A 14,101-nucleotide genomic window follows, 5' to 3' on the forward strand; every position below is an offset into this window, starting at 1 on the left:
CCGTTCGTGTTTCCTTACGGCAAAGTGAGTCAGGCTTTACGGTTCAGCCAGGCCATATAGTCGGCGACCCCTTCAGCGACCGTTTTGAACGGTTTGTCGTAACCCGCCGCGCGCAGGTTGGTCAGGTCTGCTTGCGTGTAGGCCTGATAACGACCTTTCAGTTTTTCCGGGAAGGGGATGTATTCCACCTGGTCTTTGTTGTGCCAGGCCAACACGGCGTCTGCTACCGCCTGGAAGGATTCGGCGTTGCCGGTACCGCAGTTGAAAATGCCGGAAACGTTGTGCTGCCAGAACCACAGATTGACGGCGGCGACGTCACCGACATAGATAAAGTCACGTTTGAAGTTTTCGCTGCCAGCGAACAATTTCGGGTTTTCGCCCTGATTGATTTGGTTGTTCAGGTGGAACGCGACGCTTGCCATGCTACCTTTGTGGCTTTCGCGTGGCCCGTAGACGTTAAAGTAGCGGAAGCCGCAAATCTGCGAATCAGCCTGCGGCAGAATATCACGCACATACTGATCGAACAGGAACTTGGAGTAACCGTAGACGTTGAGCGGTTGCTCGTACTGGCGGTCTTCCACAAAATTGTCGGTGCGACCACCGTAGGTGGCAGCGGAAGAGGCGTACAGGAACGGGATACCGCGTTCCAGACAGTAGTGCAGCACTTCTTTGGAGTACTGATAGTTGTTATCCATCATGTACTTGCCGTCCCACTCGGTGGTGGATGAGCAGGCTCCTTCATGGAAGATGGCGTCGATATCACCCAAGTCGTCACCGGCGACGATACTGGCAATGAAATCTTCTTTATCCATGTAGTCGGCGATGTCCAGATCGACCAGATTGACGAACTTGGTGCCATCCTTCAGGTTGTCGACCACCAGGATATCCCGGTGTCCGTTATCATTCAGCGCTTTTACGATGTTGCTGCCGATGAAACCGGCACCGCCAGTTACGATAATCATGGGAGTTACCTTGCTAAACGTGCTGGTGGGGCACCGTGCCCCACACCTGTTGAGCGCTATCATAACATTTCGGCGCACGACAGACATCCCACGCTGCTTTTCCCACCGTTTTCTTGCCAACCGCTTTGCATTTCCGGCGTGACCGCGGTGGCATTTTGTGGTCAACCCGCCAACCCGGTCCACGTTTCTCCACTACCTTTACCTTCATGAGTGTTGCCCCATTCAACCTGCCGTTATCCGGTGGGAATGCCCGTGATGGACAAAAAGGAGAGCCGTGCCATGCCTGACGCATTTTATCAACAACTGACCACTCAGCTTGCGGCGCTACGCGACGATGGGCTGTTTAAGGACGAACGGCTGATCACCTCGGCGCAACAGGCGCTGGTGACGGTGGCGGATGACGGCGAGCTGATTAATTTCTGCGCGAACAACTATCTGGGGCTCGCCAACCATCCGGCGTTGATAGACGCGGCGAAGGCCGGTCTGGATAGCCACGGCTTTGGTATGGCCTCGGTGCGTTTTATCTGTGGCACGCAGGATATCCACCAGACGCTGGAGCGGCAGTTGGCCGCGTTTCTCGGCATGGAGGACGCCATACTGTACTCCTCCTGCTTTGATGCTAACGGCGGGCTGTTTGAAACCCTGATGGGCGAGGAGGACGCGATTGTGTCGGACGCACTCAACCATGCGTCGATTATCGATGGTATTCGCCTGTCAAAAGCACGCCGTTATCGCTATGCCAACAACGATGTGTCTCAGCTGGAGGCGCAGCTCAAACTGGCGCGGGCAGAAGGGGCGCGCAATCTGATGGTCGCTACCGACGGCGTATTTTCGATGGATGGCGTGATTGCCAATCTGAGAGGGATTTGCGATCTGGCCGAGCGCTACGACGCGCTGGTGATGGTGGATGACTCTCATGCCGTGGGGTTTGTCGGTGAGAATGGGCGCGGTACCCATGAGTACTGTCAGGTGATGGGACGGGTCGACATTATTACAGGCACGCTGGGTAAGGCGCTGGGCGGTGCGTCCGGTGGTTATACCGCCGCGCGGCGTGATGTGGTGGCCTGGCTGCGCCAGCGATCCCGGCCCTATCTGTTTTCCAATTCGTTAGCGCCGTCCATTGTCAGCGCGTCGATCCGTGTGCTGGACTTGCTGCGTGACGGTCAGGCGCTACGTCGGCGATTGTGGCAGAACGCCAGCCTGTTTCGCCAGAGAATGACCGAAGCCGGTTTTACGCTCGCCGGTGCGGATCACGCCATTATTCCGGTGATGCTGGGCGATGCCCGACTGGCACAGACCTTTGCTGCCGAGTTACGGCAGGAAGGGATTTACGTCACCGGCTTTTGCTATCCGGTGGTGCCACACGGGCAGGCGCGCATTCGTACCCAGATGTCGGCAGCGCACACGATAGCGCAGATTGAACAGGCCGTGACGGCGTTTGTCCGGGTGGGACGTCGTCTGAACGTGGTGAAGTGAGGACACGACGATGAAAGCACTGGCGAAACTACGCCCGGAGCCGGGCATCTGGCTGACGGATGTTCCGGTACCGGAACCGGGCCACAACGATGTGATGATTAAAATTCGCAAAACCGCGATTTGCGGCACCGACGTGCATATTTACAACTGGGATGCGTGGTCGCAAAAAACCATTCCGGTGCCGATGGTGGTGGGTCATGAGTATGTCGGTGAAATTGTCGCGATTGGTCAGGAAGTCGAAGGATTCAGGATCGGTGATCGGGTCTCGGGAGAGGGGCATATTACCTGCGGTTACTGCCGTAACTGCCGGGCCGGGCGTCGCCATTTGTGTCGCAATACGTCGGGGGTCGGCGTGAACCGGCCGGGGGCATTCGCTGAGTATCTGGTGATCCCGGCGTATAACGCCTTTCGTCTTCCGGCGGCGATCCCGGATGAGATAGCCGCTATTTTCGATCCGTTCGGCAATGCCGTGCATACCGCGCTGGCGTTTGATTTGGTGGGGGAAGATGTCCTGGTGAGCGGTGCCGGGCCGATTGGTGTGATGGCAGCGGCGGTGTGCCGCCATGTCGGTGCTCGCCACGTGGTGATTACCGATGTTAACGATTACCGGCTGGCGCTGGCGAAACAGATGGGGGTGACCCGCACGGTGAATGTATCGCGGGAGTCGCTGACGGATGTAATGCGGGAATTGGGGATGACCGAAGGGTTTGACGTGGCACTGGAAATGTCCGGTTCACCCGCTGCTTTTCGCACCTTGTTATCGGTAATGAACCATGGCGGGCGTATTGCCATGCTGGGGATCCAACCGGAAGTGGTCGCGGTAGACTGGAGCGATATTATTTTTAAAGGGTTGGTCATCAAGGGGATTTATGGCCGGGAGATGTTCGAAACCTGGTACAAAATGGCGGCCCTGATCCAGTCAGGGCTGGATCTGTCACCCATGATTACCCACCGCTACGCGATTGATGACTTTCAGCAAGGTTTTGATGTGATGCGCTCCGGTCAATCCGGCAAAGTGGTATTGAGCTGGGAGGCGTAGTCATGCGCCGTTCGTTCATGGGGGAGAACGGCGCGTCTTGTTATCCCAGCCAGGTTTGCCAGTGTTGCTTCAGATAGCTGATGGCCGGGCTGGTCACGATATTGTGTCCAAGTTGCCGCCACAGTTCATGCTGAGAAATAGCCGGTAAAGGACGTTTGACGGCGCAGACCTGAATCGGGCGCAGGCGTTTTGGTGCCGGGGCGGTTGGCTGTGATGCGAGGTACGTCGGTACCGGCGCATAGCGTGGCTCCGGTTCGTTCAGCAACTGACTGGGACGGACCAGTACGATATCGGCAGGCAATGTCGGCAGCATCTGCTGCAATACCTGAATCGTGGTGGGATGTGGATGACCGATGGCGATGGCGTAACCGCTGCGTTGCGCTATCTCTACGGCACGGCTGAACTGGCGTCGAATATCGGCGACGTTCTGGGTGTCATCCAGAAACACCTTACGTTTGAGCACCTTGATACCGGTACCTGCCGCCGCCTGGCTGGCCTGACTGCTGCCGATGGTCATACTGTCGAGAAAGTAGAGGTGGTAGGCGCTCATCGCCTGCATCACCTTTTGCATGCCGGGCAGGCTGGCGGTCATAGCGCTGCCCATATGGTTGTTGAGCCCAACGGCATAAGGCACTTTGTTGACCGCATCACGCAGAATGCGCGCGATTTCCTCACTGCTCATGTCAGGGCGTAACGTATCCCGTTCCAGTGGCTGTTTGCTCATGGGAGCCATCGGCAGGTGAATCAACACTTCCCGGCCCTGGGCATGGGCTTTTGTGGCCATTTCCCGGGCGTATGGCGCATTTGGCAACACCGCCACGGAAATAGCTGTCGGCATCGCCAGCACCTGGTTTTCATTATGCGGACGGTAACCGAAATCATCGATCACCAACGCCAGTTTGCCTGCCCACACGGGCAGCGCCAGCAATACGCCAGTGAGAGTCAACAGACGAGGGAGTAATGGACGCACACCTACCTTCCTAGCCAGGGTAAGGGGTTGACCGCCTGTCCCTGACGCCGAATTTCAAAATAGAGAGCAGGCTGATTCTGCCCGCCGCTGGTGCCGACTAACGCTATCGGCTGACCGGCTTTCACCTGTGCACCCACCGACACCAGCGCGCTCTGGTTATAGCCATAAAGACTCATATCGCCTTTGCCGTGCTCCAGCACGACAACCTGACCGTACCCCTGTAGCCAGTCGGCCATCAGCACGGTACCGTCGGCGATGGCGTGTACTTCGGTGCCTTCGGCGGCACCGATGACCAGCCCCTTCCAATGCAGCTCGCCCTGCAACGTCTCGCCAAACCGGTGTAACGTACGACCACGTACCGGCCAGACATATTGACCGGCTGGCTGACCCAGGCCACCCGTCCGCGCCATTAATGAGCGCTCCTGTTCGCTGGGTTTATAACTCGATCCGCTGCGTTTGGCCTGTTCTTCTTTTTCACGCAACCGGGCGGCTTCTCGGGCTTCGCGTTCGGCCCGGGCTTTGGCTTCGCGTTCTGCACGAGCAATCTGATCGCGCAGATGGGTTTCGTTCTGGCGTAGCTCCGTCAGCTGTTGCTGGTCTTTTTCCAGCGCGTTTTCCAGCGCGCCCAGGGTTTTGTGGCGCTCGCTTTGGGCCTGCTCCAGTGTGTTTTGCTGCTGCTGCTGGTCACCGAGCAGACGTTTTTGTTGCGTCTGCTTTTGTTCCAGTTGCTGTTTCTGGGTAGCAAGCTGGGTGCGGGTTTGCTGAAGCTCGGTGATGGATTTTTCGCGGGCTTTATTCAGGTAGTTAAAGTAGGCGAGGATGCGTTCACGACGCTGGCTTTCTTCACCGCTGAGGATCAATTGCAACGCACCGTGCTGGCCCTGACGGAAGGCCGCATCAAGTTGCTGCGCCAACAGGGTTTCCTGTTTTTTCTGCCGGGTTTGCAGTGTCGCGATCGAGCTGTTCAGACCGCTGATATCCTGATTTAGCCGTTCAAGCGTTGCGCGGGTTTCACGTAACTGGCGGGTCGACTGGGCGATTGACTGCTCCTGCTTTTTCAGTTGCTCAAGCAGGGTACTGCGGCGTTGCTGCTGCTCCCGAACACTTTTTTCTTTCTCGGCGATGTCTTGTTGCAGCGATTTCAACTGCTGTTGGCTGTCGTCGCTCCAGGCGGAGCATGGCAATAGCAGCACGCCAACACAAAGCACACTGGCGCACCGGATTAACAGTTTGTCACGACCCGTTCGCAACGGTACAGAGAACGCTTTTCTGCTCATGGCGAAAGATTATTCCACGATGAACAGCGCCTTACCAGTTGTATGGTCAGGGATTTCTATTTCTATCCATGACAACCGCGCACGCACCCGCACCGCCGGATCACGCGGATAAATGCAAGCCGTCGCGCAGAATCATGATGCGATGTTGGCTTACAGGCTGTAATTGCAGTATCGCACAGGTATACTCAGACACCCTGTATTTGAATTGCTTAACTGATTTCGGAGTCGTTACACCCCATGCAAGAGATTATGCCATTCATCAGCCGACACCCGATTCTGAGCCTGGCCTGGATTGCCCTGCTGGTCGCGGTCATTGTGCTTACGGTGAAGAGTAAACTGTCCAAAGTAAAAGAAGTGGCTCGTGGTGAAGCGATCCAACTGATTAATAAAGAAGATGCGGTGGTGGTCGACACCCGTAATCGTGATGATTATCGTCGTGGCCATATCGCTGGCGCCATAAATTTGTTGCCGAACGACATCAAGAACGGCAGCGTGGGCGAGCTGGAAAAACATAAAGCACAGCCGGTGATCGTTGTGTGCGCTAACGGTATGTCGGCGCGCGAGTCAGCCGAACACCTGTTCAAAGCAGGGTTTGAGCGCGTTATGGTGCTGAAAGACGGGCTGGCTGGCTGGAGCGGTGAAAATCTCCCGCTGGTGCGCGGTAAGTAATGTGGCATCCCTGATAAGGGGTGCTAGTGTGTTTTATGGCGTGTCCTTCCTGGCGAAAGGAAGCGCGCAAGGAAATCTAACGAAAGGGTATTATTCACATGTCTGAACAAAACAACGTCGAACTGACTTTCCAGATCCAGCGTATTTACACCAAGGATATCTCTTTTGAAGCGCCGAATGCGCCTCAGGTGTTTCAGCAGGAATGGAACCCGGAAGTGAAACTGGATCTGGATACCGCCTCCACCCAGTTGGCTGATGATGTGTACGAAGTGGTGCTGCGTGTAACCGTGACATCCACCCTGGGCGAAGAAACGGCGTTCCTGTGCGAAGTACAGCAGGCAGGTATCTTTACGGTCGCAGGCATTGAAGGGACCCAGTTGGCTCACTGCCTGGGCGCTTACTGCCCGAACGTGCTGTTCCCGTATGCGCGTGAGTGCATCACCAGCCTGGTTTCTCGTGGTACCTTCCCGCAGTTGAACCTGGCTCCGGTTAACTTTGACGCGCTGTTCATGAATTATCTGGAACAGCAGGCTGGTCAGGACGGCGCCGCAGCACAGACGCTGAATGCCTGATGAGCCAGTCTGACGCTGCAATGACGGTGATCGGTGCCGGTTCTTACGGTACCGCACTGGCGATCACGGTGGCCCGCAACGGCCACCGCGTAGTGCTCTGGGGGCATGACCCAGTGCATATTCAGGCGTTACAGGTGGCACGTTGCAATCAGGCGTTTTTGCCTGATGTGCCGTTCCCGGATACGTTGCAACTGGAAGCCGACCTGTCTCAGGCACTGGCGGCCAGCCGCAACATTCTGGTGGTGGTGCCAAGCCATGTGTTTGGCGATGTACTGCGCCAGCTTAAGCCTTACCTGCGTTCAGATGCGCGTCTGGTGTGGGCGACCAAAGGGCTGGAAGCGGAGACCGGGCGTCTGTTACAGGATGTCGCCCGCGAAGCGTTGGGTGATAGCATCCCGCTGGCGGTACTTTCCGGGCCGACGTTTGCCAAAGAGCTGGCGGCTGGGTTACCTACCGCGATTGCGCTGGCCTCCACCGAACCGTCGTTTTCCGACGATTTGCAACATCTGCTGCATTGCGGCAAAAGTTTTCGCGTCTACAGCAACCCCGATTTTATCGGCGTACAGCTGGGTGGCGCAGTAAAAAACGTGATTGCCATCGGTGCCGGTATGTCTGACGGTATGGGGTTTGGTGCCAACGCGCGTACTGCGCTGATAACCCGTGGTCTGGCGGAAATGACGCGGCTGGGTGTCGCACTCGGTGCGGATCCCACCACATTTATGGGCATGGCAGGTCTGGGCGACCTGGTGCTGACGTGTACCGACAACCAGTCACGTAACCGCCGTTTTGGCATGATGCTGGGGCAAGGGATGGATGTGGTCAGCGCCCAGAATCAAATAGGTCAGGTGGTTGAAGGATATCGGAATACCAAGGAAGTGATGGCGCTGGCGCAGCGTTACGGTGTCGAGATGCCCATCACCGAGCAACTCTGGCAGGTGTTGTATTGCGCGAAAGACGCACGCGAGGCGGCGTTAAGCTTGCTTGGTCGTGCACGTAAAGACGAAAGCACCAGCCTGTGACGGTGAGTGATTGTTCGGGCCTTCCCACGGGAGGCCCGTTGTTGTTTTATTCTGATAGTGCATGGTGAAAGTAGTCGGTAATAGTCAGCATTAACGCGGTAGATTGACGGTTTTTCAAAGAGGTGTCGCGATGTCGAATGATGAGCTGGAGCTGGTTTGGAAACACATTAAGGAAGAAGCGCGCAGTCTGGCGGAGTGTGAACCGATGTTGGCCAGCTTCTTTCACGCGACGCTGCTAAAACATGAAAATCTGGGCAGCGCGTTGAGCTATATGCTGGCGAATAAACTGGCCAATGCCATTATGCCGGCCATTGCTATTCGTGAAGTGGTGGAAGAGGCTTACCGTGCTGAGCCTCAGATGATTGCGTCTGCGGCACGCGACATTATGGCGGTGCGACTGCGTGACCCGGCGGTGGATAAATATTCGACACCACTGCTTTACCTGAAAGGGTTTCATGCGTTGCAGGCTTATCGCATCGGACACTGGCTATGGCGTCAGGACCGTCAGGCACTGGCTATCTATCTGCAAAATCAGATTTCCGTGTCGTTTGGGGTCGATATTCACCCGGCGGCGCGCATCGGTTGTGGCATCATGCTCGACCATGCCACCGGCATCGTGATCGGTGAAACGGCGGTGGTAGAAAATGACGTGTCGATTTTGCAGTCGGTGACCCTGGGGGGAACCGGTAAAACCAATGGCGATCGTCACCCTAAAATCCGTGAGGGGGTGATGATAGGCGCAGGTGCCAAGATTCTGGGTAACATCGAAGTGGGCTGTGGTGCCAAGATTGGCGCAGGCTCGGTAGTATTGCAGCCAGTACCGCCGCACACCACTGCGGCAGGCGTACCGGCGCGGATTGTTGGCCGCCCGGAAACTGATAAACCCTCACTGGATATGGACCAGTATTTCAACGGCTCGCTGCGTGGTTTTGAGGACGGCGACGGTATTTAATATTTTTCGGTTTGCCGCACGGCAAGCCGAACCCCCACCCATAAACATCATCGTTTCCCTGCCGTTTACTCTCTGTTTTCGCTAAGAAACTTCTCAAAAACCCTGTATTAACCCGGCATTTCCGTTTTAGGGGTATTTAACCCGGTAAGAATCATTGTATATCAGTGTCTGGCCCATGGCGTGCGGTGGAAAACCCGCGGCAGACAACCCGAGCGGGTTGTGGGCGCTTGACTTTTGGGAATGTTGTTTATGCGATTAATACTGATATCACACAGCCGCCTCTTAGCGTTGTCTGCTCTGTTCTTGATTCCGACGTTTGACGCTCTGTCCGCTGAAAATACCCTGACCGATAGCACTACGCTTCTCGATCGTACTACTCGGAATGATAGTACTACCCAGAGTGACAGTACTACCCGGCGTGATCCGGCCCCGAGCTTCTGGCAACGCGCCAGTAATAACCTGTCGGAGACCTGGCAACACCCGCAGTCTCAGGACTTGTATGTGCCAGCGATTACCTGGCACAACCGCTGGACTTACGATAGGGCGAAGACCGATAAGTACAACGAGCGCCCCTGGGGAGCGGGGTACGGCGTATCGCGGTTGGATAGCGATGGCGACTGGCATGCCTTGTATGTCATGGCGTTTAAAGACTCGTTTAATAAGTGGGAACCGATTGGCGGTTATGGATATGAAAAACGCTGGCGGCCGCTGGAAGATCAGGATGTCCAGTTCGGGCTGGGGTTTACCGCAGGTGTCACCATGCGTGATAACTGGCACTATATTCCAATCCCGGTGCTCTTGCCGCTGGCATCGGTCAGCTATCAACGGCTGTCTTTTCAGGCTACCTATATTCCCGGCACCTATAACAACGGCAACGTATTTTTCGCCTGGCTACGCTGGCAATTCTGAGTAGTTGAGTGGCTATATTTTGTTCTTATGTAAACCATATTGAGGAAAATTCAGTCGCCTGACTCGACTACAATGCTTCATCTGTTTCGTGTTATAGAGCGAGTCACGCCGTGCCGTTATTAATCATTACCACCATTATCTGGTCGTTTTCGTTCAGCCTGATAGGCGAATACCTGGCCGGTCAGGTTGATAGCTGGTTTTCCGCCATGTTCCGACTGGTGCTGGCGGCGTTAGTCTTCCTGCCTTTCCTGCGCTGGCGCGGTTATTCCGCTAAAGCCCTGGGGTTGTATTTGCTGGTGGGGGTTTTCCAGCTTGGCGTCATGTACCTGTTCCTGTTCCGTAGTTACCTTTACCTGAATGTACCGACGATTCTGCTGTTTTCAGTCATGACGCCGCTGTATGTCACGCTGATTTACGACTTGCTGAGCGGGCACCGCTTGCGTTGGGGGTATGCATTCAGCGCATTGCTGGCGGTACTGGGCGCGGCGGTGATCCACTACCACGGCGTCAGCGATCATTTTTGGTGGGGATTGTTGCTGGTTCAGGCGGCAAATATCTGTTTTGCGTTGGGGCAAGTAGGGTATAAGCGGCTGATGGAAGTGTATCCGATGCCGCAGCACAGCGCCTTTTCCTGGTTCTATCTTGGTGCGGCGTTGGTGACCCTGGTGGCCTGGGCGCTGTTTGGTAATGTGACCAAACTGCCCACCGCGCCGGTACAGTGGGGGGTATTGGTGTTTCTCGGCGTGGTGGTTTCGGGCCTGGGCTATTTTATGTGGAACTATGGCGCAACGCAGGTGGATGCCGGTACGTTGAGTATTATGAATAACTTTCACGTCCCGGCCGGGTTGCTGGTCAATTTCGCGTTCTGGCAGAAAACGCCGAACTGGACCAGCTTTGCTATCGGGTCAGCGATTATTGCGCTGGCCTTGTGGGTGCACCAGCGTTGGGTCGTGAAGCGTCCCGCACAAACGGCAGATGTTCGCAGGCATGCTGACGCGCAGAACGAATAAATGCCTCGATAACCGGCTGACGCTGCTCACCATCGCGGACGGCGGCATAGAGTCGGCTCCATAAGCCGTCCCCCAGGGTTTTGGTGACCACCAGACCCTGGCGTTCAAAACTCTCCACCACCCAGTGCGGCAACGCGGCGATACCCATGCGTGCCGCCACCATTTGGATCAACAGCAGCGTATTGTCGACACTTTTTAGTGACGGGCTGACCCCAGCAGGTTGCAGGAAGTGACGCCATACATCCAGTCGTTGGCGTTGAACCGGGTAGATCATGAGCGTTTCCTGCGCCAAATCATCAGGCACGATGACAGCCTTGGCAGCCAGCGGATGATCCGGCGATAGCACCAGTCGTACCTCAAAATCAAACATCGGCGAATAGTGCAGACCGCTACGCGGCAGAATGTCAGAGGTCATCACCAAATCCAGCTCGCCTTGCTGCAAGGCGGGTTGTGGGTCAAAGGTGACGCCGGATTTGAAGTCCATGGCCACTTGCGGCCAGCTCTGGTGAAATTGTTCCAGCGCCGGTGTTAGCCACTGGATACAACTGTGGCATTCGATAGCCAGTCGCAGGGTAGTTTGATGCGGTTCGTTGCAGGCCTGAAGGGCTTGTTGAATCTGCGGCAGGATCTGCTCAGCCAGCTGCAGCAGAATTTCCCCCTGCGGCGTAAAGCGTAGCGGCTGGCTCTTACGGACGAACAAACGGAACCCCAACCGTTGTTCCAGATCGCTGAATTGATGCGACAAGGCCGATTGCGTCTGATGGAGCTGTGCAGCGGCGGCGGCTAACGAGCCCGTGGTGCGCAGTGCCTGTAGTGTCCGTAAGTGTTTGAGTTCGATCATGAGAGTCCTTCACAGTGACGGTGAATAAATTGCGCTTGTACTGACTACACTACCTGCGGATTATGGATGTGTAAACATCTGGACGGCTAAATGGGGATTCAAGCATGGCAATTCTAAATCACACTCTCGGTTTTCCGCGTGTCGGGCTGCGTCGTGAACTGAAAAAAGCGCAGGAAAGCTATTGGGCAGGGAACAGCACGCAGGAAGAACTGCTGAATGTGGGCCGTGAGTTGCGTGCCCGTCACTGGCAACAACAGAAAGACGCTGGCGTTGAATTGCTGCCAGTGGGCGATTTTGCCTGGTACGACCATGTGCTGACCACCAGCCTGTTGCTGGGGAACGTGCCAGCCCGTCACCAGAATGCGGATGGTTCCGTGAATCTGGATACCCTGTTCCGCATCGGCCGTGGCCGTGCGCCGACCGGTAATCCGGCAGCGGCGGCCGAAATGACCAAATGGTTTAACACCAACTATCACTATATGGTGCCGGAATTTACCAAAGGTCAGCAGTTCAAACTGACCTGGACCCAACTGCTGGATGAAGTCGATGAGGCATTAGCGTTGGGCCACAAGGTGAAACCCGTGCTGCTGGGCCCGGTAACCTATCTGTGGCTGGGGAAAGTCAAAGGGGAAGCCTTCGATCGTCTTGAGCTGTTGAGCGCGGTCTTGCCGGTGTATCAGCAGGTACTGGCTGAGCTGGCTAAACGCGACATCGAATGGGTGCAGATTGATGAGCCGGTGTTGGCGCTGGAACTGGATGCTGAATGGAAAGCGGCGTTTAAACCGGCTTACGCAGCGCTGCAAGGTCAGGTGAAGTTACTGCTGACCACCTATTTTGACAGCATCGGCCAGAATCTGGACGTGATCAAGGCACTGCCGGTGCAGGGGCTGCATGTCGATCTGGTTCACGGCAAAGACGATGCTGCCGCACTCAATGCACAGTTACCTGCCGACTGGGTGCTGTCGCTGGGGGTCATCAACGGTCGTAATGTGTGGCGAGCCGATCTGGCGAGCTGGTTCGAGCGTCTGCAACCGTTGCTGGGCAAGCGTACATTGTGGCTGGGTAGTTCCTGCTCTTTGTTGCACAGCCCGATTGATCTCAGCGTTGAAACTCGTCTGGACGAGGAAGTGAAGAGCTGGTTCGCCTTTGCGATACAGAAGTGCCAGGAGCTGGCGTTGCTGACCCGCGCGCTTAATAGCGGCAATGGCGACGAACTGGTGGCATACAGCGCACCGATCCGTGCCCGCCAGACATCGACCCGTGTGAATAACCCAGAAGTGGCGAAGCGTCTGGCCGCGATCACGGCACAAGACAGCCAGCGTCAGAATCCGTATCCGGTTCGTGCACAAGCGCAACGTGCACGTTTCCAGCTACCAGACTGGCCGACCACCACCATCGGTTCGTTCCCGCAAACCACCGAAATCCGTGGCTTGCGTCTGGATTTCAAACAAGGTCGCCTGGATGGACAGAACTACCGCATCGGCATTGCCGAGCACATCAAACAGGCGATTGTGGAACAGGAACGTCTGGAACTGGATGTACTGGTGCACGGCGAAGCTGAACGTAACGACATGGTGGAGTACTTCGGCGAGCATCTGGATGGCTTCGTGTTCACGCAAAACGGCTGGGTGCAAAGTTACGGTTCCCGTTGCGTTAAACCGCCGGTGGTGATTGGCGACATCAGCCGTCCTGAGCCGATCACGGTTGAGTGGGCGAAGTACGCTCAATCGCTCACCAGCAAGCCGGTAAAAGGCATGCTGACCGGTCCGGTTACGATTCTGTGCTGGTCCTTCCCGCGTGAAGACGTCAGCCGTGAAACTATCGCTAAGCAGATTGCGCTGGCGTTGCGCGACGAGGTGGCGGATCTGGAACAGGCTGGTATCGGCATCATCCAGATTGATGAACCGGCGCTGCGTGAAGGTTTGCCGTTGCATCGCTCCGACTGGGCGGCGTATCTGGAGTGGGCCGTCGATGCGTTCCGCCTGAATGCGGCGGTCGCGAAAGACGATACCCAGATTCATACCCACATGTGCTACTGCGAATTCAACGACATTATGGACTCTATCGCGGCACTGGATGCGGACGTGATCACCATCGAAACCTCGCGTTCTGATATGGAACTGCTGGAATCGTTCGAAGAGTTCGAGTACCCGAATGAAATTGGCCCAGGCGTGTACGACATTCATTCACCGAACGTACCGAGCGTCGAATGGATTGAAGCCCTGCTGCGTAAAGCGGCTCAGCGTATTCCGGCAGAACGCCTGTGGGTGAACCCGGACTGCGGCCTGAAAACGCGTGGCTGGCCGGAAACCCGTCAGTCACTGGCGAACATGGTGCAGGCAGCTAAGCGCCTGCGCGAAACAGCGGAATAAGTCAGCCGAAAATGGTGATGGGGAATGGCACAA

Annotated in this window: 13 protein-coding genes; 9 read left to right on the top strand and 4 right to left on the bottom strand. The window is 56.1% G+C overall.

From position 1 onward, the window contains the following. Window positions 1-29: 29 nt before the first annotated feature. Window positions 30-962 carry an ADP-glyceromanno-heptose 6-epimerase gene (rfaD, locus tag LF929_RS00840; RefSeq protein WP_038902993.1) on the bottom strand — a complete coding sequence of 311 codons (933 nt, stop codon included), beginning with the start codon at window positions 960-962 and terminating at the stop codon, window positions 30-32. Between the two features lie 279 nt (window positions 963-1,241). Between rfaD and LF929_RS00845 the strand changes: the two genes are divergently transcribed. After that, on the top strand, window positions 1,242-2,438 hold the full coding sequence (locus tag LF929_RS00845) for a glycine C-acetyltransferase (protein ID WP_226093347.1): 1,197 nt from the start codon (window positions 1,242-1,244) through the stop codon (window positions 2,436-2,438). Between the two features lie 10 nt (window positions 2,439-2,448). Beyond that, complete coding sequence (tdh, locus tag LF929_RS00850) at window positions 2,449-3,477, top strand: L-threonine 3-dehydrogenase (RefSeq protein WP_210175117.1); 1,029 nt, start codon at window positions 2,449-2,451, stop codon at window positions 3,475-3,477. 40 nt (window positions 3,478-3,517) lie between these two features. On the opposite strand, the gene LF929_RS00855 is transcribed toward tdh, so the two are convergent. Together LF929_RS00855 and envC are read right to left on the bottom strand one after the other, a co-directional pair. Continuing rightward, window positions 3,518-4,426: a divergent polysaccharide deacetylase family protein gene (locus tag LF929_RS00855; protein WP_226093380.1), complete on the bottom strand. Its 909-nt coding sequence runs from the start codon at window positions 4,424-4,426 to the stop codon at window positions 3,518-3,520. Window positions 4,427-4,449: 23 nt separating this feature from the next. Continuing rightward, entirely contained in the window at window positions 4,450-5,724 is a 1,275-nt protein-coding gene (gene envC, locus LF929_RS00860; RefSeq protein WP_038906709.1) for a murein hydrolase activator EnvC, read from the bottom strand. 237 nt (window positions 5,725-5,961) lie between these two features. Between envC and LF929_RS00865 the strand changes: the two genes are divergently transcribed. From LF929_RS00865 to LF929_RS00890, 6 genes are all read left to right on the top strand, one after another. Then, entirely contained in the window at window positions 5,962-6,393 is a 432-nt protein-coding gene (locus LF929_RS00865; protein ID WP_012882919.1) for a rhodanese-like domain-containing protein, read from the top strand. A gap of 98 nt (window positions 6,394-6,491) precedes the next feature. Then, window positions 6,492-6,965: a protein-export chaperone SecB gene (secB, locus tag LF929_RS00870; RefSeq protein ID WP_012882920.1), complete on the top strand. Its 474-nt coding sequence runs from the start codon at window positions 6,492-6,494 to the stop codon at window positions 6,963-6,965. Further along, window positions 6,965-7,984: an NAD(P)H-dependent glycerol-3-phosphate dehydrogenase gene (gene gpsA / locus LF929_RS00875; protein ID WP_226093346.1), complete on the top strand. Its 1,020-nt coding sequence runs from the start codon at window positions 6,965-6,967 to the stop codon at window positions 7,982-7,984. Before secB ends, gpsA begins: the two co-directional genes overlap by 1 nt. A 130-nt stretch (window positions 7,985-8,114) precedes the next feature. Beyond that, a complete protein-coding gene (gene cysE, locus LF929_RS00880; RefSeq protein WP_012882922.1) occupies window positions 8,115-8,936 on the top strand; it encodes a serine O-acetyltransferase in 822 nt (273 codons plus the stop codon). A gap of 249 nt (window positions 8,937-9,185) precedes the next feature. After that, window positions 9,186-9,845, top strand: coding sequence for a lipid IV(A) palmitoyltransferase PagP (gene pagP / locus LF929_RS00885; protein ID WP_226093345.1), 660 nt, complete (start codon window positions 9,186-9,188; stop codon window positions 9,843-9,845). Between the two features lie 110 nt (window positions 9,846-9,955). After that, complete coding sequence (locus LF929_RS00890) at window positions 9,956-10,855, top strand: carboxylate/amino acid/amine transporter (protein ID WP_226093344.1); 900 nt, start codon at window positions 9,956-9,958, stop codon at window positions 10,853-10,855. Here LF929_RS00890 and metR read toward each other — a convergent pair. Beyond that, entirely contained in the window at window positions 10,758-11,696 is a 939-nt protein-coding gene (metR, locus tag LF929_RS00895; RefSeq protein WP_016943444.1) for an HTH-type transcriptional regulator MetR, read from the bottom strand. The genes LF929_RS00890 and metR overlap by 98 nt on opposite strands. 104 nt (window positions 11,697-11,800) lie before the next feature. On the opposite strand from metR, the gene metE reads away from it, so the two are divergent. Next, a complete protein-coding gene (gene metE / locus LF929_RS00900; RefSeq protein WP_210175119.1) occupies window positions 11,801-14,068 on the top strand; it encodes a 5-methyltetrahydropteroyltriglutamate--homocysteine S-methyltransferase in 2,268 nt (755 codons plus the stop codon). Window positions 14,069-14,101: the final 33 nt, after the last annotated feature.

The sequence above is a fragment of the Dickeya oryzae genome (assembly GCF_020406815.2).
GTDB classification, from domain to species: domain Bacteria; phylum Pseudomonadota; class Gammaproteobacteria; order Enterobacterales; family Enterobacteriaceae; genus Dickeya; species Dickeya oryzae.

What these genes read in the sequence shown, in the direction of transcription:
- LF929_RS00865 (WP_012882919.1), top strand. Translation starts at nt 5,962, where the DNA reads ATGCAAGAGATTATGCCATTCATCAGCCGACACCCGATTCTGAGCCTG.
- metE (WP_210175119.1), top strand. Translation starts at nt 11,801, where the DNA reads ATGGCAATTCTAAATCACACTCTCGGTTTTCCGCGTGTCGGGCTGCGT.
- secB (WP_012882920.1), top strand. Translation starts at nt 6,492, where the DNA reads ATGTCTGAACAAAACAACGTCGAACTGACTTTCCAGATCCAGCGTATT.
- cysE (WP_012882922.1), top strand. Translation starts at nt 8,115, where the DNA reads ATGTCGAATGATGAGCTGGAGCTGGTTTGGAAACACATTAAGGAAGAA.
- pagP (WP_226093345.1), top strand. Translation starts at nt 9,186, where the DNA reads ATGCGATTAATACTGATATCACACAGCCGCCTCTTAGCGTTGTCTGCT.
- rfaD (WP_038902993.1), bottom strand. Translation starts at nt 962, where the DNA reads ATGATTATCGTAACTGGCGGTGCCGGTTTCATCGGCAGCAACATCGTA.
- tdh (WP_210175117.1), top strand. Translation starts at nt 2,449, where the DNA reads ATGAAAGCACTGGCGAAACTACGCCCGGAGCCGGGCATCTGGCTGACG.
- gpsA (WP_226093346.1), top strand. Translation starts at nt 6,965, where the DNA reads ATGAGCCAGTCTGACGCTGCAATGACGGTGATCGGTGCCGGTTCTTAC.
- metR (WP_016943444.1), bottom strand. Translation starts at nt 11,696, where the DNA reads ATGATCGAACTCAAACACTTACGGACACTACAGGCACTGCGCACCACG.
- LF929_RS00845 (WP_226093347.1), top strand. Translation starts at nt 1,242, where the DNA reads ATGCCTGACGCATTTTATCAACAACTGACCACTCAGCTTGCGGCGCTA.
- envC (WP_038906709.1), bottom strand. Translation starts at nt 5,724, where the DNA reads ATGAGCAGAAAAGCGTTCTCTGTACCGTTGCGAACGGGTCGTGACAAA.